Source organism: Caenimonas sp. SL110, assembly GCF_001044395.1.
GTDB lineage: Bacteria > Pseudomonadota > Gammaproteobacteria > Burkholderiales > Burkholderiaceae_C > Ramlibacter.
The window spans coordinates 137,690-158,288 of record NZ_JANU01000042.1; the positions used below are offsets into that span (position 1 = coordinate 137,690).

The following is a 20,599-nucleotide window of genomic DNA, read 5'->3' on the forward strand; positions in this document are numbered from 1 at the left end:
ATTCTCACACCAGCTGATACGGGCCATGCGTGCGCAGGGGGTTGAGGCGGCCGAAATTAAATTTGCGCGCGATTAACCCCATGCCGCATCCAGCGCCGTAAGAGCTTCATCGCCAACCCAAGGAGCCTTCATGAAACACCGCCTCGCACGACCGATTGCCACGGTGCTTGCTGTCCAGTTGCTGCTCAGTGCCTGCAGTGCAACGGCCCACTCACCGCCGCTGTCACCCGTGAGCACCTGGCCCGAGCCGAAGCCACAAGTCGGACCATCGCACGCCCAGCAATACCAACACTACCCACAGTACCCGGTGTACCCGGTTGTGCGCACCGTGCCCAACTTCCAGGCGCCTTCCGGGGCGCATTGCTCGCGGCCCGTGCAGACGAAGGAGGTGCCGGGCCGGCGCGCGGATGAACAGGTCGCAGCAGGGCGAACAGAGCCGCTGCGCGATCGCATGGCGAAGGCCGCGCCCGGCGAAGCAGCCCCTGCTGCGCCATCGGTGCGGGCCGAGTCCAGCGCAGGCGTGGCCGCCGGATCCAGCCGATCCGCAGATTCGTTCGCGCCCCCGGCGCCGCCGCAATCCAGGCCGTGGCCCGCGCCTGCACAACCTGCGCCGCAGATGCAAAGGCCGCCTTCCGGCGGTCCGGTGACCGCTGGCATGGTCGATGACAACGCCGACTTCACCGCCTACCTCGCGTTTCGAAACCGCACCCGCGTGCAGCACCGGCCGCGCGACATTCGTGAGCGCTACCTGCTCGAAGTCAAGGATGTGCGCGGGACAGGCATACCCGACGCGGAAGTCGCGGTGCAAAGCGCGAGCGGTCATGCGATGTGGGCGCGTACCGACGCCGCCGGGCGCGCATGGATTCACCCCAATGCGTTCGATCCATCGCAGGCAGCGAGTTACGAAGCGGCGGTTCGCAAGGAGGGGCGGCAGGCATGGGGCCGCCTTGCGCGCGGCCAGAAAAGCAGCGTTGAAGTGACGCTCGATGCGCGTCCTGCGCAGGCCCGCGCGCGGCTGGACCTGGTGTTCATGATCGACGCCACCGGCTCCATGGCCGACGAGATCGACAAACTCAAGACGACGCTGCGCAGCATTTCCGCCGAGGTTTCCAGGCTGCCAAGCGACCCCGACCTGTGCTTCGGGCTGGTCGCCTACCGCGATCGCGGTGATGCGTTTCTCACGCGAACGCACGACCTCACCGACGACCTGGGCGGATTCCTGCAAGGCGCACTGATTCCCCTGCAAGCGGGCGGCGGCGGCGACTACCCGGAGGCGATGAACGAGGCCTTTCACGAGACGGTGCACAACATCAGCTGGCGCGGTGAAGGCGCAACGCGCATGGTGATCCTGCTGGCCGATGCGCCCCCGCACCTGGACTATGGCGGGCCCCAGTACGACGAGGCGATGATGGCCGCGCTCGGCAAGGGCATCAAGGTCCACAGCGTCGGCGCGAGCGGACTGGACAAACAGGGGGAGTTCATCCAGCGGCAGATCGCGCAGTACACCGGTGGACAATTCGTTTTCCTGACCTACGACCAGGCGCGCAATCCATCGAGCGGGCCGGGCCGCGAAACGGTGCACGATGTGAAGAATTACTCGGTGGACACGCTGGACCGGCTGATCGTGCGGCTGGTTTCGCAGGAGCTGGGGAAGCTGGCGCACCGATAGCCCGGCATTGGCTATAATCTGCGGCTCGGCGCTTTTTCAAAAAAGCGCCTGAGATGGCGCTTACAAAAAAGCGCCTGAAATGGCGCTTTAGCTCAGTCGGTTAGAGCGATGGAATCATAATCCACAGGTCCGCGGTTCGAATCCGTGAAGCGCCACCAGAATCCACCAAACCCGCATCAGCGCCAGCTGGTGCGGGTTTTTTTCAGTCCATCTGCGTCACGAATTTTGTCGTCAGGTAGCTCTGCAATGTCTCGGCCCCGCCTTCGCTGCCGAACCCGCTATCTTTGACGCCGCCGAACGGCGTTTCGGCCATCCCGATCCCGATGTGATTGAGGCTGACCATCCCTGCTTCGATCCCGTTTTGCAACGCCAGCGCAGTGCGCGTGGAGGTCGTGAATGCGTACGCCGCCAGACCGTACGGCAGCGCGTTCGAGCGCTGCACCACCTCATCGATTTCACGGAACGTCGTGCACGCCGCCACCGGGCCGAACGGCTCACTGTTCATCACGTTCGCGCCGTCCGGAACACCACTGAGCACCGTCGGGGCAAAGTAGTTGCTTCCAGCGTGCAGTCGCGCGCCTCCATGCTCGACGCTGGCGCCCTGAGCGACCGCATCGCCAACCAGTTCCTCGATCGCCTGCGTCCTGCGGGAGTGCGCGAGCGGTCCCATCGTGGAATTGCTTTCCAGTCCGTGGCCCACGCGAATGGTTCGCGTGCGCTCGACGAAGCGCGCAAGAAACCGGTCTTGAATTGACTCGTGCAGGAAGAACCGCGTCGGCGAAACGCAGACCTGTCCAGCATTGCGAAATTTCCACGCGGCCAGCAGGTCGGCTGCGCGCTCCACATCGGCGTCGCCGGCGACGATGACTGGCGCATGACCGCCCAGCTCCATCGTGACCCGCTTCATGTGCATGCCCGCCAGCGCCGCCAGCTGCTTGCCAACCGGGACCGAGCCCGTGAACGAAACCTTGCGGGTCAGCGCAGATTCGATGAGGTGCCGCGACACTTCGGCCGGCTTTCCGAACACCACGTTGAGCACGCCATGCGGCAAGCCCGCCTCGTGGAACAGTCGGGCGATGGCCAGCACCGCGCTGGGCGCCTCTTCGGAGCCCTTGATCACGATCGTGCATCCAGCCGCCACTGCAGCGGAGATCTTGCGAATGGCCTGGTTGAACGGGAAGTTCCACGGCGTGAACGCGGCGCAAACACCAATGGGTTCGTGCAGCACCATCTGCCGCACGTTGGGCAGCCGAGCCGGGATGACGCGCCCATAAATGCGACGGGCCTCCTCTGCGTGCCAGTCGCTGTGGTCTGCGCAGTTGGTGACCTCGGCGATGGCTTCGGCCAGCGGCTTGCCCATCTCGCGCGTGATGCAAGCGCCAATTTCAGGTGCCCGCTCCCGGCTGAGCGTGCCTACCGTGCGAAGGATGCGCGACCGATCCATCGGCGAGCTGTGTCGCCAGCTCCTGAACGCACGGTCAGCCGCACGCAGTGCGCGATCCAGGTCGTCCCTGGTCGCCAGCGGCAATGCACCGATGACCTGTCCTGTTCCGGGATCCCTCAGCTCAACTGTCTCGCGTCCCTGGGCATTCAGGAATTCTCCATCGATATAGAGACACAGCGATGATGGGTCAGGTTGAGGAGTTGAGCTCATTCGTTCAGGGTCCGGTTGGTCGGTGGTCGTCCAGGCGCAGTCCTGTTTCGGCATCGAAGAAATGAAAATGCTCGCTCAACAAATGGATCGGCAAGCGATCACCCACCCTGGCCTGCGTGCGCGGCAGCAACGCCCGAAAACGCTGCTCGCCCAGTTGGCCAGACAACAATGTCGTGGTTCCCAGTTGCTCGCAAACATCGACAGTCAACCAGGCGGACGCGTCGCTTTCATTTACTGCCAGCTGCACGTGATCCGGCCTGATGCCGACCTTGACCGGCACACCGTCCTTGACAGCCGGCAGGGGTCCGCCCGGCTGCACACTCAGCCCAGGAGCGAGCAAACGGTTGCCCTCGCGCCGCATCGTGAGGATGTTCATCTCGGGTGTCCCGATGAAGGTGGCGACATAGAGATTGACCGGCTTGTCAAAAATCTCCAGCGGCGATGCGACCTGCTGGACCTGACCGTCGCGCATGATGGCGATCTGGTCGGCCAGCGTCATCGCCTCGACCTGGTCGTGCGTGACATAAACCATGCTCTTGCCCAGGCGCCGCTGCAGCTTGTAGATCTCTTCGCGCATCTGGACGCGAAGCTTGGCATCGAGGTTGGAGAGCGGCTCGTCGAGCAGGAAAACTTCAGCATCGCGAACCAGCGCACGGCCCAATGCGACGCGCTGCATTTGTCCTCCGGACAGCTGGCGTGGCCGGCGCTCAAGCAGCTGCGACAGGCCCAGCAGCTGCGACGCCGTGCGTATCCTGCGCTCGATCTCCGCCGGATCGACCTTGCGCACGCGCAGGCCAAAGGCCATGTTCTCGGCAACCGTCTTGTGCGGATACAGCGCGTAGTTCTGGAACACCATGGCGATGTTGCGATCTCGCGGGTCGAGGTCGGTGACATCGTTGTCGCCAATGTAGATGCGGCCGCTCGATACCGACTCCAGGCCGGCGAGCATGCGCAAGGTGGTGGTCTTGCCGCAACCGGAGGGGCCCAGGAACACCGTGAGGCTGCCCGTGGGCAAGTCAAGACTGACATCTCTCACGACGGGTACGTCGCCGAACGCTTTGCAGACCTTCTCAAGTCGAACAGTTGACATGAATGTTCACTACCCTTTGATGCTTCCCGCCGCCAGGCCGTGGACCAGGTAGCGACGAACCAGAATTGCAAAGATGACCACGGGAGCCATCACCAATGTGCCCGCTGCCGCCATGCGCCCCCATTCCCAGCCGGCGTACTGGATGAAGCCGACGATGGCGACCGGTGCGGTCGAAGCCTGGGTGCGGGTCAGGATCAAGGCAAAGAAAAAGTCGTTCCAGGCCTGGATGAAACAGATCACGGCCGTCGCGGCCAGGCCGGGGGCCGTCAGCGGCAAGGTGATGGAGAAAAATGCCCGCCAGGTACTGCAGCCATCGATTGCTGCAGCTTCTTCCAGGGCCGTTGGCACCGCATCGAAGAACGGCTTCATCATCCAGATCACCAGGGCCAGGCTGAACGTGAGGTAAACGATGACCAGGCCCAGGCGGGTGTCGTGCAGCTGCATGAACTTGAACGCGATGAACAGCGGAATGGTGAACGCAACAGGTGGCGCCATTCGCGTGACCAATATCCACATCCGGATGCCGCGGCTTGCACGAAACTGCGCACGCGAAAGCGCATAGGCTGCAGGCACCCCGATCAGCATCGCCAGCACGGTCGCCGAGACACTGGAGACGATGCTGTTGATGAAAGAGCCGGGAAAGTTGCCCTTCCACAGCGCACGGTAGTGCTCCAGCGTAGGGCTAAAGAGGATGCCGCTGCCGAAGATGTCTTCGTTGGGCCTGAATGAGACCTGGATCAGCCAGAAGAACGGGAACAGTACCGCGAGCGTCAGCACGACAGTGAACGCGTCTCCGACGCGGCGCGCGTGCAGCTTGCGCAGCGGCCTGCCGGGTCGCGGCAATGATGAATCGGCCCGCGTCGTCATGAGAGTGAGTCCTGGGTTTTGTCCAGGCGCGAAGTCAGCCTGTCGATGGCGTAGCTCAGCAGGAATACCGCAGCCACAAGGGTGATGGCGATTGAGCTGGCGTAGCCCCAGAGGGAAAAGCTGAACGCCTGCCTGTAGACGTAGTAGTTGGTCACCTCGGTCACGTTGCCCGGCCCGCCATCGGTCATGATGAATATCAGCGGGAACGCCTTGACGCTATCGATCAGCATGAACAGACCCGCGACGACCAGCGTGGGCGCAATGAAGGGCAGGCGCACATGCCAGAAGACCTGCCACGCGCTCGCACCATCGATGCGAGCGGCCTCCAGCGGGCTCGCGGGCACCATCTGAAGCGCGGCGAGCGACATCAGCATGGCGAACGGAAAGTTCTGCCACGTTCCCGCCAGCACCACCGCCCACAATGCGCTGGCCGGATTCGTCAACAACGGCCCGACCGGCATCCCCAGCCATGCCAGCCCCCTGTGGATCGGGCTGATATCCACCGTGAAAAGCGCGAGCCAGACAATGCCGACGACGATGGGCGGCAGCACCATCGGGATCAGCAGGAGCGAACGCGCCACATCCCGAATGCGTGTGGAGGTATGCAGGAGCAACGCGACCGCCAGGCCGATCAGCAGCTGCAGAACGACCGATGCCGCCGACAGGTGAGCCTGCACCTTCACCGAATGAAGAAAGCTCGGGTCTTCCAGCATGCTGCGGAAGTTTCCGAGCGGATCCTCGAAGTTCCACGCGGTGGCCGGATTGGCGAGGTTCAGCGGGGTCAGGGCCGTGAGCGCCAGGTAGATGCCCGGCACCACGGTCAGCGCAGCCAGCACGAGCAGTGCGGGCCCCAGGCCCAGCAGCAGCTGCCCGCGGCGTCGCTCCGCCCACCCCTGTCCTGGCATCACGGCGGCCATGTTCAAACCTTGACGCCTGCCCGGCGGAAGTCAGCCAGAACCGAGGTCTGCGCCATGTTCATGGATTCCTTCGCACTCATCTGGCCGGAGACGATCCGGCCTATGGCCTGGTTCAGCTGCACATTGACCTGCGGATACACAGGCACCGTGCGGTACTTCATGTGTCCCTGGTCGCTCAGTTTGATCGTGTCGAGGACGAGTTGTCCAGTGTCCTGGCCATTGACGGTAATGAGCTTGCGGTAATCGGGCGAGTCGTAGATGGATCGACGGGTCACCGAGCCCAGCTGCTTTTCGGTCACCATGCGCGACAGCAGTTCTTTCGACGTGGCCCAGCGGATGAACTCCCAGGCGGCATCCTTGTTGCGGGAACCCTCGGGTATGCCCCAGCCATGCGAGGCGATCCCCGGGAAGCGCCCCTTGGGCCCGCGCGGGCACAGGGCAAAGCGCAGCGTGCTGGCAACCCTGGACCCTGGCCCGGCCATCTCCATACCGGCCACATGCGTGACCGTGGACATGTTGGCCTTGCCTGACTTGAGCAACTCCTGCGACTGACCGAAGGCCATCCCGGCCGCACCCGCCGGTCCAAACTTTGAAACGATGCGAGAGAGCTGTTCGGCCGCCGCAATCGCTTCCGGGGAGTTGAGGGTCGGCATCAGGTCGTTGGGGGCATTGCGGAAGATATCGCCGCCCATGCCTTGCAGCAGCGGCGGATACCAGAAGCCCCAATGGTTGTCGGTCAGGAAGCCGTCCACACCGTCTTTGCGGTGCACAAGCCCAGCCATCTTCTCCAGGTCGTCGAAGGTGTCCGGCATGGCCAGCCCCTGCGCCTTGAGCAGGTCGAAACGCGTGGCGATCGTCATGCCCGAATCCGTGACCCACGGCACGCCGTACGCGCCGCCTTTGGCATCGCGCAGGGGAGAGACAGCGCCCGGCAGGAAGTCCGCAAAGTCCCAGCCGTCGGGGGTCTTGTTGCGATCGGCGATGTACGGGTCCAGCGGCGTGAGCCAGCCGTTGCCAATCCATCGGTTGGTAAACACGAAGGTGATGTTCAGGACGTCGAACCCGGCGCCCTTGGTCGAGAGTTCCAGGTCAGCCCGCTGGTTGTAGATCTGCAGGCCCGGTGTTTCGTAATTGACCTTGGCGCCGGTGAGCGCCGTGAACTCCGGCAGGTAGTCCGCCAGCAATACCGGGTACTTGGCGTTCCAGCAAGCGACGTTCAACGTCACGCCGCTAAAGCGCTTGGCCTGCCCCAGCACTGCGGGGGCGTAGCCCATCAGGGCTGCGCCGGCAACTCCTGCCCCGGCCTTGAGAATGGCGCGCCGACCCGTCACAGCCTCCTGGGGGACGGCGACATGCGGAAGTTGAAACCGATCTGTGCGAGTCATGGTGGATTCCTTTCTACTGAGCAGTGAACCAGGTGCAGAACGCCACCGAATGGTAACGCTAGCATTTTTGCTGCGACACCTAGGTTTTCCCTAACTTCCATCACGTCATCGGCCGGTCGCCAGACTCTCAGTTCGCGCCCAGCGGGTCCTTGCCCGTCGGGCGCCGGGTAGAGGAACGCGGCACGATCTCATAGCCGAGATCCACCACCGGCGTCTCGGGCGAGCCACCCTGGATCCGATCGAGCAGCATCGAAGCGGACACCGACCCAACCTCGTAACGCTTAAGCCGGATCGTCGTCAGCGCGGGGGTGAACTCCTGCGCCAGTTCGATGTCATCGAAGCCGGCGAAGCCGATGTCCTCCGGCACACGGATTCCGCGCCGCCGCGCCTCCAGCATGCCGCCAACGGCGAGCACGTCGTTGGCGCAGAAGATGGCCTCGACGTCGGGCACGGTGGAGATCACATCCACAAATGCCTTGGCGCCCAGCGCCAGGCTGGTCTCGGACCTGAATACCGCCTCGGGGCCTACCGCGACGCCCGAAGCCCGCATGCCATCCAGAAAGCCGCGCTCCCGGGCCAGGGTGCGGTCGTGGCGCTGCTGGGCATTGATCATCGCCACCTTGCGGTATCCACACGATACGAGGTATTCGGCCATGGCGCGTGCAGCCTGCTCATTGGAGTAACCCACCGCCATATCGATGAACGGCCCCACCAAAGTGGATGTCTCGACCACGGGAATGCCCGCGCGCATCAGCAACGCGCGCGTCTGAGCCGCATGGCTCGTTCCGGTCAGGGACAAGCCGGCGACCCGCTGACCCAGGAACGCTGTCACCTGCTCGAATTCAGCCTCTTCCGAGTAGCCGCTCAGGCCCAGCAGCAGGTTGTAGCCGGCGCGATGCAGCACATCCGTCATGCCTTGCACCCGGTCCGCGAAGGTGGAATTCCTGATGTGCGGAATGACCAACCCGACAGTGCGGGACCTGCGCGAGGCCAACCCGCCCGCCACATGATTGGGGATATAGCCGACCTTTGCGATCGCCTCCATCACCGCCTTGCGCGTCTTCTCGGACACGGTCTCGGGTTTGTTGATGGCGCGCGACACGGTCATCGGCGCCACGCCCGCCTCCCGCGCCACCTCCTCGATGCGAACGCTCTGCACTCCGTCGCGCTTCGCGCGCCTGCGTGGTTTGTCCATGAATTAATGATAGCGCACTACTTCCAGCAACCAGCGGCAGACATAAACGCTTCAACCCCGCCCGATCCATCGCGCACCAGTCGCTCAAACCTGCATATTTACCGGGCTTGACGGACTAAACTTGATAGCGCTATCATTTCTTCAAATCAACCACACGCCCGACACCCATGTCCCGAATCGAATCCATCGAGCTGTATCTGGTGCAGACCCCGTTGCCAGCCCCCTTTTCCCCGGCCTGGGTTGTTGGCGGCACGCGAAGCTCCAGCGCCTATTACCTGATCCGGCTGCGCACGGACGATGGGGTTGAAGGATTCAGCGCCTTCACGGCCATGGGGCGCGAGCGGGCGGGGATTGGCGACTTTCTGGCCCACGCCTTTCTCGGCAAGGACCCGACCGACATCGACCATGTCCTGGAGATGCTGCGCGTGCCCGGATACGGGGGCTTGCGCAACTTCTGGATCGAACCGGCCTTCTGGGACATCAAGGGCAAACTCGCTGGGCAGCCTGTGTATCGCCTGCTCGGCGGTGAACCGACGCCACTGCGCCTCTATGCATCTTCCGGCGAGGTCAAGGATGTCGGGGCTCGCATCGATGAATGCTGGGCTCGCCACGAAGAAGGGTTCTCGACCTTGAAGGTGCGCGTCCACGACTTCGACGAGCGCGTGGACATTCGCCAGATCCAGGAACCGGCCGAGGCGCTGCGCGGCAAACTCAAGCTCGCCGTGGATTGCAACCAGGCGTTCTGGCACACCGCCAACGGACCCGGGCCCAAGTGGGATCTGGCCAGGGCCAAGCGCTTTTGTGATGCAGCCTACGAAGCGGACCTGGCATGGGTCGAAGAACCGCTGTTCATGGAGTGGTACGACCAGATGGCTGAACTGAGGGCGTACTCCCGAGTCGACGTCTCCGGCGGAGAGCTTCACACTTGCGGCTTTCCGGAGCTGAAATACATGGTCGAAAAGCGCTGCTACGACATCTTCCAGCCAGATGCCATGTGGACCGGCGGAATCTCGCAAACCCTGCAGGTCGCAAAGCTGGTGCGCGAGGCGGGCCTGAAGTTCACCGGTCACAGCTGGAGCAATGGCATCGGTTTCGCGGTGAACATGCACGTGCTGCTCGCCAGTGGTTTCGCCAGCGAGATGGAATATGAGTATCCGCTCAGCCCGCCGGGATGGACTGCCGAGGCCAGGGATTCGATCCTGACCGAACCCTGGCGTCACGACCGCGGCACCCTGCAGCCGCCGACGCTGCCCGGGCTCGGCTTCGAGATCGACGAGGCCGCGCTGGCGCACTACGGGCGCTGCTTTTTCAAAGCCAACCGAACCGTGCGCAGCTGGATGCCCGAATCGCTGCACGACCTGTCGATCCCGACGACGCCCGTCCCTCGCGAAGGCTGAAGGAATGCAAACGACACCCGGCCCTTCTGCCGAATTTGTCATTGTGGGTGGCGGCACAGCGGGCTGCGTGCTGGCGGCCCGGCTCAGCGAAGCGGGCTATTGCGTGCTGGTGCTCGAAGCCGGCGGCACCCACGACCGGTTCTTCGTGAACATGCCCCTGGGCTACGGAAAACTGTTCCATGACGACAGCCTCAACTGGTCCTACACCACGGCGCCCGACGCACGCCTGGACGGCCGCACCGACTACTGGCCGCGCGGAAAACTGCTCGGCGGCTCCAGCGCGATCAATGCGATGGTGTACATCCGTGGACAGCGCGAAGACTACGACGAGTGGGCGCGCCTGGGCAATGACGGCTGGTCGTGGGACGACGTGCTGCCTTACTTTCGCCGCTCCGAAGACAACGATCTCGGCGCCAGCCAGTGGCACGGTGCCGGCGGGCCGCTTAAGGTCTCCAGCATCAGGGGGCGGCACCACCCGCTGGTTCAACGCGTCATCGACGCTGGCAAGCTCCTGGGGCATCCGGAAAACACCGACTTCAATGGTGCCCGGCAAGAGGGTTTCGGCCTGTACCAGTTCACCTTGCGCAATGGCCGCCGGGTCAGCAACGCGCACGCCTTCCTCGATGGGGCCAGGCGTTCGCCAAATGTGCAGGTGGTCACCGGCGCAGTGGTCGCACGGATCATCTTCGAAGGCACCCGTGCGGTCGGCGTGGAGTACCTGCAAAACGGCCGGCGCTGGCTTGCCACAGCGACCCGGGAAGTTGTGGTGGCCGCAGGCGCAATTGCATCGCCCACCTTGCTGCAACGCTCGGGCATCGGGCCAGGCGCACTGCTGCAACGGCTGGGCATCCCTGTTGTGCGGGCCAATGACGCAGTCGGCGCCAACCTCCAGGATCACGCGCAGGCCGGATTCGCCTTTCGCACCCAGGTGCCGTCATTGAACGAGCGGTTGCGCAGCCCGTTCGGCCAGGTGTTCGCCGGCATGCAGTACCTGATTTCAAGAACAGGGCCATTGACTCTGAGCATCAACCAGGGCGGCGCATTTTTTCGCTCTCGCCCCGGGCTGGATCGACCCGATTGCCAGCTCTACATCCTGCCCATGAGCTTTGCAACCAATCCGGGCAAGGAGAAGACCCAGCTTCGACCCGACGCGTTCAGTGGGTTGACGATGACGGTGAGTCCGTGCCGCCCGCAGAGCCGGGGGCAGGTCGACATAGCGTCGACCGACCCCGACGTCGCGCCACTGATCCAGCCCAACTACCTCAGCACACCGGAGGACATGCGGGTGATGGTCGACAGCCTGAAGTTCGTGCTGCAACTGGCCGCCGCCCGCCCGCTCGCGCAGGTCATCCACTCGCGCGCGCGCCCGGCCGGGCCGCTCGACTGCGACGAAGCACTGGCCGCGCATGCCCGCGCCAACTGCAAGACAACCTACCACCCGTCATGCACCTGCGCGATGGGGCCAGACCCGCAATCATCTGTTGTGGACCCGACGCTGCGTGTTCACGGCGTGCAGGGGCTGCGCGTGATCGATGCATCAGTGATGCCGAACGTGATCTCGGGCAACACGTGTGCCCCCACGACGATGATCGCGGAAAAAGGCGCGGACCTCCTGCGCGCGGCGCACGCGCGTTGACGGACGGCACGCATGATTCACGTCGCAACAGCTGCTAATGCACTGCGGCCCGCACCATGTCGCTGGCCTTCTCGGCAATCATGATGGTGGGCGCATTGGTGTTGCCTGAAGTGATCTGCGGCATGACCGACGCATCGACCACGCGCAGCGCCTGCAAACCGTGGACGCGCAATTGCGCATCGACCACATCGCCAGGTCCCGGGCCCATCCTGCAGGTCCCCACGGGGTGCCAGATGCACCCGCTGGACAAACGCAGGGCCGCTTCCATCGCCGCGTCCGACTGAACTCCCGCCCCCGGCGCGAATTCAGCGCCAACGAAGCTGCGCATCACAGGGCTCGCAAAGATCTTTCGCAAGGTGCGTATGCCTTCGATCTGCAGCTTGAGATCGTCAGCGTGCGTGAAGTAGGCCGGATCGATCAATGGCGTATCCATCGGATCGGCCGAGCGCAGGCGCACCGTCCCGCGGCTCCTGGGCCGCAGCGCCTGTGCAATCGCCATGGCACCCACCGGGCGGCCGCGAGCGGCGTTCGTCAGTGGGCCATAGGGCATCAGGAAATACTGGATGTGGTTGTCATAGCCGTCGTCGATCTGCTCGCTGCGCGTGAACAGCCCCGCTTCGGCATGCACGCTGGATGCGGGCATGGGCCGGGGCTCGTTCACGCCCGTGACCAGGCCCGAGCCTGGATGGTCGCAAAGGTTGCGGCCAACGCCGGGAAGCGAATGGCGAACGCCGATGCCCAGCGCCTGAAGTTCTGTCGCATCGCCGACGCCCGAGAGCATCAGCAGGCGCGGCGAGTCGATGGCGCCGGCGCAAAGCAGCACTTCCCGGCGAGCGCGCATACAACGCACCTGTGTCCCGTCGAAGAACTCGACGGCCACCGCCCGATCTTTCTCGATCACGATGCGCAGCACGCGCGCGCGGGTCAGCACTTGAAGATTGGCGCGATGCCGCGCGGGGTCCAGGAATGCACGCGCCGTGCTGAACCGCTCGCCGCCTCGGGTGGTGGTCTGGTACAGGCCAGCTCCACCCTGCCGGGGTCCATTGAAGTCCGGGTTGACGCCATGACCCTGCGCTTGCGCAGCGTCAATGAACGCCAGGGACATCGGATGGGGATCGATCTGGTCTGAGACGGGCAACTCGCCCCCGATCCCGTGCAGGGCCGATGCGCCCCGCGCCTGGTCCTGCGATCGCTTGAAACAGGCAAGCACATCGTCCCAGCCCCAACCCGGGTTGCCTGCATCGCGCCAGCCGTCGAAGTCGCGCGGGTCACCGCGTATGTAGAGCATCGCGTTGATGGCGCTGGTGCCACCAAGCCCCTTGCCACGCGGGCAAGGCACGCTGCGCGAAGCGTAGCCGGGTTGCAGCGTGGTCGAGTAGCCGTAGCCCTCATCGCGATCCCAGAGCAGCGGCCACTGACTCGGCTGGCGCACCTGCTCGCCCTGAGCCTGCCCGCCCGCCTCCAGAAGTGCCACCTCACAGCCTGCATCTCCAGACAACCGCGCGGCTAGCACGCAGCCAGCAGAGCCGGCGCCCACGATCACGTAATCAGCGCTATCCATGGCGTCTCCTTTGACACGACCTTCTTGCTGCCCTGATTGCTGGAGGGCCGCTGCGGCCAAGGCAGAGTAGCCCATTGCGCCGTGCGACTCAAGCGGCATCGCCAACCGGCAGCCAATTGCGACGTCCCCTACAATCGCGCCTCCACCGGAGCATCGCTGTGCGGTGCTCCACCAGATTCCTTGAAGGGTTAGCGAGTTCAATGCCGCTAGCCCTTCGCTCTTTGGGAAAGCCGCCATGGAACAAGACCCGTTCGACGCCATCCGCTACGTCATCGCCGAAGATAAAAAGGCCGTGACGCTCACAGTGCCCGACATCAAGCTCGATGCCGCGCAGTTCGACCAGTTGCTGCTGTCACTGGCCGTGCTGCGAGCCGGCCTGGAGCCCGCGCACCCCGACCAGCCTCCCGGAATCGACGAATGGGTCTACCACCCGATGGACGCCTGGCAGCTGTTGCCCCGCGCGGACAGCAAGGGAACGCCCGCTGAAGACGGCTTCCTCCTGGTGATGCGCTCGCCAGGCATGGGGTGGTGCCAGTTGCAGGTGCCTGCTGCCGATGCACAGGCCATGGTGACCTACCTGCAGACCCCACGCGTGCCGAAGGCCGACATCTAGACCAGGATGAAGTCGGCGGGTGTGAGCAGCGGATGCTGGTCAACGCCGATCACCGCAACCGCAATCGCGGCAGCAATGCCGCTGCCATCGGAGTCGTAGTACAGCGTGCCGGTGGTCGTGTCATACACGATGCGGTCGGTGGTGTCGTGGCCCTTGACCACACCCGCCCCTGACCAGAACTTCGCTTCATCCAGCACCCCTGCCAGGCCCAACTTGGTGAAGATCGACACCTTGAACTGCAGGATGTCGGTGCCGCTGACGAAATCCACAACGATGTCCTTGTTGGTCGTCGCATGGGGAAAGGTGTCGAACCGGAACTTGTCTGCGCCCTGGCCGCCGGTCAACCAGTCATTGCCCTTGCCGCCTGCGAGCGTGTCATCACCGCCTGCGCCGTCGATCGTGTCGTGGCCGTCCATTCCACTCAGCACATTCGCGCCTGCATTGCCTGCGAGGGTATTGGCTGACGCGTTGCCAGTGCCGTTCAATGCGCTGCCCGCCAGCACGAGCGACTCGACGTTGGCTGCGATGGTGTAAGAGACGCTCGCGATCACCGTGTCGAAGCCACCGGTGCTGGATGAATCGAGGGCCTTGTCGCCTGCGTTGTCCACGTAGAAGGTGTCATCGCCGTTGCCGCCCGTCATGACGTCGGCGCCAGGACCGCCGTCGATCGTGTCGTTGAATCGGGTGCCGGTCAGGGGGTTGACGCCGGCATTGCCGAGCATGGATACGGCAGCGCCCAGCGCCGAAGCGTTGGCGCCCGCCCCTGCGACGCCGCTGGTATTGGCAACCAGCCCGCCACCGGTACCGATCACCACACGTTCGACTCCAATGTCACCAGCCATGAGCAGCAAGGTGGTCGTCGTTGTCGCTGCAAAGCGCACCTCGTCAACGCCGGTCAAGCCGTTGTCAAAGATCTCTGCTGCCGGGTGTTCCGACGCCAGGAACATGTACACATCGGAGCCATCGCCGCCATTGAGCGAATCGGTGCCCGAGCCACCGTCGATCACGTCGTCACCCGCCAGTCCGAGCAATGTGTCGTTGCCTCCAAGCCCGCGAATCGTGTCGTTGCCCACGCCACCGCTGAGGTAGTCTGCGCCACTGGTCCCGGAGGCTGCCGACCCGGGGTCGCTGATGGTGATGGAGACCGGCACGGCTGCGGTGGATTCGGCGCCCGCGCTGTCTCGAGCCACCACGGTGAATGCGGTCACAGTGCCGGTCGATTGCAGGTCGGGTGTCCAGAAGGCGTGGCGCGACGCGTCGATCACGTCGTTGGCCCCGACGCCGTTGACCCCGGCGCTCCAGGCCGTTGCCACCCCCGCACTCGTCCCGATGAGCAAGGTCCCGCTGCTTACCGCACGCACGACAAACCCGCTCACGGCTCCATCGACATCGGCCTCATTGCCCTTGGCGGCCAGCTCAGCCATCGTGACCTGCGTCTGGCCGCCGGGCAAGGCGGTGTCGACTGCGGACGCGAAGGCAGTCAGCGTGGGAGCGTCATTGACAGGCGTCACCGACACTTGCGCCTGCACAGATGACGACACCAGGCTCTCATCGTCTCTCACGATCACTGTGAAAGCGTTCAAGGTGCCGCTTGCATTGGCTGCCGGCGTCCAGTACGCGTTCAAGGTCGCCGTGACAGCGTCATTGGTTCCAGCGGCCCATGCCGTCGCAGATGCCTCATCGACGCCGATGCGCATCGTGCCCGTCGTGACAGTCTTCACGACGAATGTGTTGAGCGGGCCTTCTGCGTCCGACTCGTTGGCCGTTGCCTGCAGGCCGGCGAGCGTGATTACCGCGGCAGTGTCTTCAGCCGTCGTCGCGACCGGCCCGGCCATGGCCGACATCGTGGGCTTGTCGTTGATGGAATTGACCGTCACCTGCACCTGCACCGGCGCCGTCACCGACTCCGCGCCGCTGTTGTCTTTTGCCACGACGGTGAAGGCGTTAAACACGCCGTTCGCGTTGGGCCCTGCCTTCCAGTAGGCGCCGTGCGTGGCGTCAATGGTGTCGTTGGAACCTGGCGCCCACGCCACCGCGTTGCCCGCGCTGTCGCGGATCAGCAAGGTGCCGCTGGTCACCGACTTGACGACGAATGCGTCAACGCTTCCGTTGACATCGGCTTCGTCGCCCTGCGCCTTCAGGTTGGCCAGCGAGATGAACACCTGCACATCTTCGTCTACGCTCACCACAGGGGCGGCCATCGATGTAAGTGTGGGGATGGTATTGGGCAGGGTCACCGTGACCTGTACCTGCACGGGCGGCAGCGACGATGCGCCATCGTCATCCTTGACCACCACCTTGAATGCGTTGACCATGCCCGACGCACCAGGGTCACTGGTCCAGAAGGCCTTGAGGTTCACATTTGAATTGGGGTCGGTCGTGATGGTGTCATTGGCCGACGGTATCCATGCCACTGCGCTTGCACGGGTCTCGCCAATCCACAGTGTTCCACTCGTCACCGAAGTCACGACGTAAGACACCACAGTCCCATCGCTATCGGCCTCGTTGCCGCTGGTCATCAGCGACGAGAAAGGGATCTCGACTTCCACCGCCGAAGCCGTGCTGGCCACCGGCGTGGCCATAGCCGTGAGCGTGGGGCTGCGATTGGGCTGCTCGATGAAGAAATTGACCGAGACCGCAGCCGTGGTCGACATCGCGCCCGAACTGTCCACCACCCCAATCACGAACGCCGACAGATTGCCAAGTGTCGTGGCATTGCTGGTCCACAGTCCCGGATGCATCGCGTCGATGACCTGGTTGTCCCAGCTCCACGGCGCGTAGATACCGGCGTCGTTTCGCACCAGCAGCGATCCGCTGAAAACCTGCTGCACGACGAAGCCCGTCACCGCGCCATCCACATCCGCGGCGTTCGAGTGCGTCCTGAGCAGATCCAGCGTGATCGGGTACTGTGTGTTGGGCGCCAGCGTGGCGATCGGGTCCGTGAGCATCGCAGTGACCGTGGGGATGTCATTGACCGACTCCGCGAACACCTGGACCAGCACTTCGGCAGCCGAAGTGGCACCTTCATCGTCACGGGCAACGACAGTGAATGCGTTGAGAGTTCCGTTCTCATTCGCCGCGCCCGACCAGTAGGCGTTGTTGTCCGCGTCGATCGTGTCGTTGGTGTCGATCGCCCAGGGCAATGCAGTGGCCGCGTCGGCACCAATGAGCAGCGCTCCACCCACCACGGCCTTGACGACGAAATCGACCACATCGCCGTCGACGTCTGACTCGTTGCCCTGTGCCATCAGGTTCTGGAGTGTGATTTCGACCTGCCCGTCTTCCAGGGTGGAGGCAGCCGGTCTGCTCATCGCGGTGAGCGTGGGCTTGTCGTTGACCGAAGTCACATTCACCTCGACCTGTACCGGTACCAGCGACACGTCACCTTCGGTATCGCGCGCGACAACGGTGAAAGCATCCAGCACACCGTTCCAGTCGGCAGGCGGGGTCCAGTAGGCGCTGTGTTCGACATCGATGATGTCATTGACGCCTGCAACCCAGGGGGCGGCCACGCGATCCACGGTGTCGCGGATCAGGAGCGTTCCGCTGGTGACTGAGCGCACGACGAATGCATCGACAGGCGCGTCTTCATTGGACTCGTTGCCCTGGATCATCAGGTCCACCCAGGTGACCAGGCCGAGCGTATCTTCTTTCACCGTGGTGACTGGGCCCGCCATGGTCGTCAGGACGGGCGCAGGCTCCACGGTGAACTTCACCTGGTGCGAAGTAGAAACTCCGCCCATGTTGTCCTTCGCAGCCACGCTGAACGGGTATACGAGGCCGCCCGGCGCAGGAGCATTCGCCCAGTAAGGCGTCCAGTAAGCCTGATGGGTCGCATCGATCGTGTCATTCGAACCCGCCACCCACGGCTGCGCGGTGGCAGCATCGGTTCCGATTCGCATGACGCCCATCGACAGGCCGGAGACAACGAACGCCACGACCGTGCCATCGATATCCGCTTCGTCCGCGACCTCCAGGACCTGATCCAGTGTCAACGTGCGCTGCTGCGCCTCTTTCGCGAAGAACTCAAGGCCGCTCTGCGAGAGCGTCGGCGGGTCGTTCACAGGCGTCACCACAATCTTCGCCTGCACGGGGGGCGAAGACAGGCCTCCAGCGGTGTCACGCGCGATGACGGTGAATGCGTCTATCGTTCCCGTCACGTTTGCAGGAGGAATCCAGTAAAAGTCAGATCCTCGTATCCAGTCGTTGACTTCAGCTTGCCACGGCAGATAACCGCCATCGGGTTGGCGGGTGTACAAGGTCCCGCTTGTCACCTCCTTAACGACCCACACACCAAATTCGCTGTCAAGGTCCTGAAAATTCGAAGCGAGGTTGAGGTTGTAGGTGGAGATGTAGCTTCCCTGGTCTTCAACCGCGGTGCCGACCGGGCCGCTCAGCGTGGTGAACGTCGGCAGATCATTGACCGCCTGAACCTGAACCGCGAAGGACGAATTCGCCGAAGTCGCATTGTTGGCATCGGTGGCACTCACCTCCAGGTAAGTGATGAACGGCGACTCGAGCGGGTTGTCAGACGTGTTGGTGTACTTGAGGTTCTCGAGCACATACGAGAAATCTGCGATTGCGCCGTTACCAACCACTTTGGAAATTTCGACGACACGGGTCGAATCGCGATCGAAGACCTGATACTGGAACTGCCTCCCGTTCACGTCCAGGGTGCCAGTTGCACCCGACGACGAGAGATCGATCAAAGTGCCCCGAAAAACAAGCCCGGTGCCTTCCTGATTGAGAACTGTGCCGCTTGGGCTAATCGCGCCACGCAGGGTAATCGTCAGTTTGGCCAGCTCCGTCGAGTCCACATCTGTGATGGTTGGTGAGACAGCCATTGAAACAGCGTTTGATATCTGGCCCGGCCCTTGTGATTCGTAAAGAACATCGAAGTCCAGGCCCAGGTTGACCTGCGGGGCATCATTGACTGCCGTGAGGTTGACTTGCGCTGTCACGGGGACCGTGGTCCGTCCGCCGTCGTTGTCCTGCGCGACGATGGTGAACGCATTCTTCACGCCGTTTGCATTCGCAGGCGGGAACCACCACCCATAGTGCGTGGCGTCAATCGAGGCGCCAAGGCCATCGGTGTAAATGCCGTCCTCACTGACAACATACAAGGTACCGCTGGTAACCGAGGTGATGACATACGAAGTCACACTTCCATCCGCATCGGCTGCATTGCTCGCGGCAGCGATATCGGCCAGTGAAATCCTGATGGATGCGTCTTCCGGCCCGTTTGCGACGGGGCCAGTCATTGCGGTGAACGTTGGATTGATGACCGCCTTCACGTTGACCGCGACAGGCAGCGCCGACACCCCGCCGGATGCGTCTTTTGCAACGACGGCGAATGGATTGAAACTACCGGTCTGGCCCACCGGCGGAAACCACAAGGCGGATCGGGTGGCATCAATCACCCCATCTCCTAAGTACCAATGGACCCCATTGACGATCAGCGTCCCACTCACCACCGAATTGACGACGAAAGCGGTCACCGCATTGTCAACATCCTGTTCATTGCCAGCGGCAAGAAGACTTTGCAGGGTGATCGGCACACCGGAAGTGGCAATTCCTTTGATCGCGCCAGGTGTGAAGGCTGACAGGGTCGGCGCCTCATTGGCAGAGGCCACGACCACTGTCACTGGCGTGGGGGTGTTCCCATCGGGAATAAACGAGAAATTGACCTGGCTGACCAAGGCGTCGCCCGTCGGATCGTCGGAGGTATTCGAATAGTGGAGCGCCTGGAAGAGGTCCGTCCAAAAAGAGTCTCCGCCAAACGACGGCCGGATGGATATTTCGCGAACGCCAGAAAAATCCTGAACCGCCAATGTGAAGGCGCCCAGAGCACCGCCTACCGACAGGTTGAACTGCCGGGCCGTCGGGGCCGCAGTGCTGATGTCGATGCTGACGGTAGGTTGACCCGGCTGGACCAGCAGGAGATAGGCTGGTCCGTTGGTTGCGGCGGGCAGTGGCATCTCGATCAGGAGCTCGTTCTGAATGCTCCAGGTGCCCGTGACCAGACGTACCGAATTCGAAATCGTGCCCGGACCCTGAGTCTCGATGAAAGTCACCGCCGCAGGGGTTGTGATGTACGAACCGAAAACGAACGCGAGGGGTCCGGCATTGCTGGGGCGGGACGCATCCGGGCTCGCGGCCGTCGTCGCTTGCGGTTCCTCGCCAGGACCGTCAAATTCGTTTTCGAACTTCATGAGCACTCCAGAGTGCGCCACCACTTCAAAGGGCTGACGTCAAATCAGTCTAGAGATGCCTCGGAAAGGGCGTAACGATCCTTTGGTCTAGGCCATGCGGTCTGGGTCAGGGATGTGTAGTACCAAGCGACTCATCAGGTGGTGATTCTTCACGCGGCGTCACCGTCCCGCGACGCCGCTCGAGCATGCGAAGGCGCGACAACGCGGTGACGGAACCCCTGCCAGACGCCTGATCGTCCGCAACACGCGAGATGGAGCGGCGCTCGATGTCGCGGTTCGCACCCAGGCCTTGCGGCCCGCGGCGTGATTGGCTATCTCCCTTGGAACTCATTTTTTATACCCGATTCAGAGTGTTGAAGTCACTCTATCGCTCGCCCTCGCTCAACCTTGTGGGGGCACAGGA

General features: G+C 63.3%; 12 protein-coding genes and 1 tRNA gene. 5 read left to right on the plus strand and 8 right to left on the minus strand.

Going from position 1 to position 20,599, the window contains the following annotated elements:
• Positions 1–130: 130 nt before the first annotated feature.
• Both AQ12_RS22260 and AQ12_RS18715 read left to right on the plus strand, forming a co-directional pair.
• Entirely contained in the window at positions 131–1,669 is a 1,539-nt protein-coding gene (locus tag AQ12_RS22260) for a VWA domain-containing protein (RefSeq protein WP_053076798.1), read from the plus strand.
• Between the two features lie 81 nt (positions 1,670–1,750).
• Positions 1,751–1,827, plus strand: a tRNA-Met gene (locus AQ12_RS18715).
• Positions 1,828–1,871: 44 nt separating this feature from the next.
• Here the strand turns inward: AQ12_RS18715 and AQ12_RS18720 are convergent.
• The 6 genes from AQ12_RS18720 to AQ12_RS18745 all read right to left on the minus strand — a co-directional run bounded on the left by AQ12_RS18720 (position 1,872) and on the right by AQ12_RS18745 (position 8,777).
• A complete protein-coding gene (locus AQ12_RS18720; protein WP_048441512.1) occupies positions 1,872–3,323 on the minus strand; it encodes an NAD-dependent succinate-semialdehyde dehydrogenase in 1,452 nt (483 codons plus the stop codon).
• 4 nt (positions 3,324–3,327) lie between these two features.
• The gene (locus tag AQ12_RS18725) at positions 3,328–4,413 is read right to left on the minus strand and encodes an ABC transporter ATP-binding protein (RefSeq protein WP_048441468.1); all 1,086 of its coding nucleotides are present in this window, start codon (positions 4,411–4,413) and stop codon (positions 3,328–3,330) included.
• A 9-nt stretch (positions 4,414–4,422) separates the two neighbouring features.
• Positions 4,423–5,280 (minus strand): carbohydrate ABC transporter permease, encoded by an 858-nt coding sequence (locus tag AQ12_RS18730; protein ID WP_048441469.1) that lies wholly within the window; start codon positions 5,278–5,280, stop codon positions 4,423–4,425.
• Entirely contained in the window at positions 5,277–6,197 is a 921-nt protein-coding gene (locus tag AQ12_RS18735; protein ID WP_048441470.1) for a carbohydrate ABC transporter permease, read from the minus strand. The genes AQ12_RS18730 and AQ12_RS18735 overlap by 4 nt, the downstream gene beginning before the upstream one ends.
• 2 nt (positions 6,198–6,199) lie before the next feature.
• Positions 6,200–7,582, minus strand: a complete 1,383-nt coding sequence (locus tag AQ12_RS18740; protein WP_053076799.1) for an ABC transporter substrate-binding protein — start codon at positions 7,580–7,582, stop codon at positions 6,200–6,202.
• A gap of 127 nt (positions 7,583–7,709) precedes the next feature.
• Positions 7,710–8,777: a LacI family DNA-binding transcriptional regulator gene (locus AQ12_RS18745; protein WP_048441471.1), complete on the minus strand. Its 1,068-nt coding sequence runs from the start codon at positions 8,775–8,777 to the stop codon at positions 7,710–7,712.
• A 167-nt stretch (positions 8,778–8,944) separates the two neighbouring features.
• Here AQ12_RS18745 and AQ12_RS18750 point away from each other — a divergent pair, with 167 nt between their 5' ends.
• A complete protein-coding gene (locus tag AQ12_RS18750; RefSeq protein WP_053076800.1) occupies positions 8,945–10,174 on the plus strand; it encodes a mandelate racemase/muconate lactonizing enzyme family protein in 1,230 nt (409 codons plus the stop codon).
• 4 nt (positions 10,175–10,178) lie between these two features.
• Positions 10,179–11,810 (plus strand): GMC family oxidoreductase, encoded by a 1,632-nt coding sequence (locus AQ12_RS18755; RefSeq protein ID WP_048441472.1) that lies wholly within the window; start codon positions 10,179–10,181, stop codon positions 11,808–11,810.
• Between the two features lie 34 nt (positions 11,811–11,844).
• Here the strand turns inward: AQ12_RS18755 and AQ12_RS18760 are convergent, their stop codons facing one another.
• Positions 11,845–13,371 (minus strand): GMC family oxidoreductase, encoded by a 1,527-nt coding sequence (locus tag AQ12_RS18760; RefSeq protein WP_048441515.1) that lies wholly within the window; start codon positions 13,369–13,371, stop codon positions 11,845–11,847.
• 235 nt (positions 13,372–13,606) lie between these two features.
• Here AQ12_RS18760 and AQ12_RS18765 point away from each other — a divergent pair, with 235 nt between their 5' ends.
• Positions 13,607–13,984, plus strand: coding sequence for a hypothetical protein (locus tag AQ12_RS18765; protein ID WP_048441473.1), 378 nt, complete (start codon positions 13,607–13,609; stop codon positions 13,982–13,984).
• Here AQ12_RS18765 and AQ12_RS18770 read toward each other — a convergent pair.
• On the minus strand, positions 13,981–20,196 hold the full coding sequence (locus AQ12_RS18770) for a calcium-binding protein (protein WP_048441474.1): 6,216 nt from the start codon (positions 20,194–20,196) through the stop codon (positions 13,981–13,983). The genes AQ12_RS18765 and AQ12_RS18770 overlap by 4 nt on opposite strands.
• Positions 20,197–20,599 lie beyond the last annotated feature (403 nt).

Bases quoted from the DNA above. Each gene is read 5' to 3' on its own strand.
- AQ12_RS22260 (WP_053076798.1), top strand. From the start codon at position 131: ATGAAACACCGCCTCGCACGACCGATTGCCACGGTGCTTGCTGTCCAG.
- AQ12_RS18720 (WP_048441512.1), bottom strand. From the start codon at position 3,323: ATGAGCTCAACTCCTCAACCTGACCCATCATCGCTGTGTCTCTATATC.
- AQ12_RS18725 (WP_048441468.1), bottom strand. From the start codon at position 4,413: ATGTCAACTGTTCGACTTGAGAAGGTCTGCAAAGCGTTCGGCGACGTA.
- AQ12_RS18730 (WP_048441469.1), bottom strand. From the start codon at position 5,280: ATGACGACGCGGGCCGATTCATCATTGCCGCGACCCGGCAGGCCGCTG.
- AQ12_RS18735 (WP_048441470.1), bottom strand. From the start codon at position 6,197: ATGGCCGCCGTGATGCCAGGACAGGGGTGGGCGGAGCGACGCCGCGGG.
- AQ12_RS18740 (WP_053076799.1), bottom strand. From the start codon at position 7,582: ATGACTCGCACAGATCGGTTTCAACTTCCGCATGTCGCCGTCCCCCAG.
- AQ12_RS18745 (WP_048441471.1), bottom strand. From the start codon at position 8,777: ATGGACAAACCACGCAGGCGCGCGAAGCGCGACGGAGTGCAGAGCGTT.
- AQ12_RS18750 (WP_053076800.1), top strand. From the start codon at position 8,945: ATGTCCCGAATCGAATCCATCGAGCTGTATCTGGTGCAGACCCCGTTG.
- AQ12_RS18755 (WP_048441472.1), top strand. From the start codon at position 10,179: ATGCAAACGACACCCGGCCCTTCTGCCGAATTTGTCATTGTGGGTGGC.
- AQ12_RS18760 (WP_048441515.1), bottom strand. From the start codon at position 13,371: ATGGATAGCGCTGATTACGTGATCGTGGGCGCCGGCTCTGCTGGCTGC.
- AQ12_RS18765 (WP_048441473.1), top strand. From the start codon at position 13,607: ATGGAACAAGACCCGTTCGACGCCATCCGCTACGTCATCGCCGAAGAT.
- AQ12_RS18770 (WP_048441474.1), bottom strand. From the start codon at position 20,196: ATGAAGTTCGAAAACGAATTTGACGGTCCTGGCGAGGAACCGCAAGCG.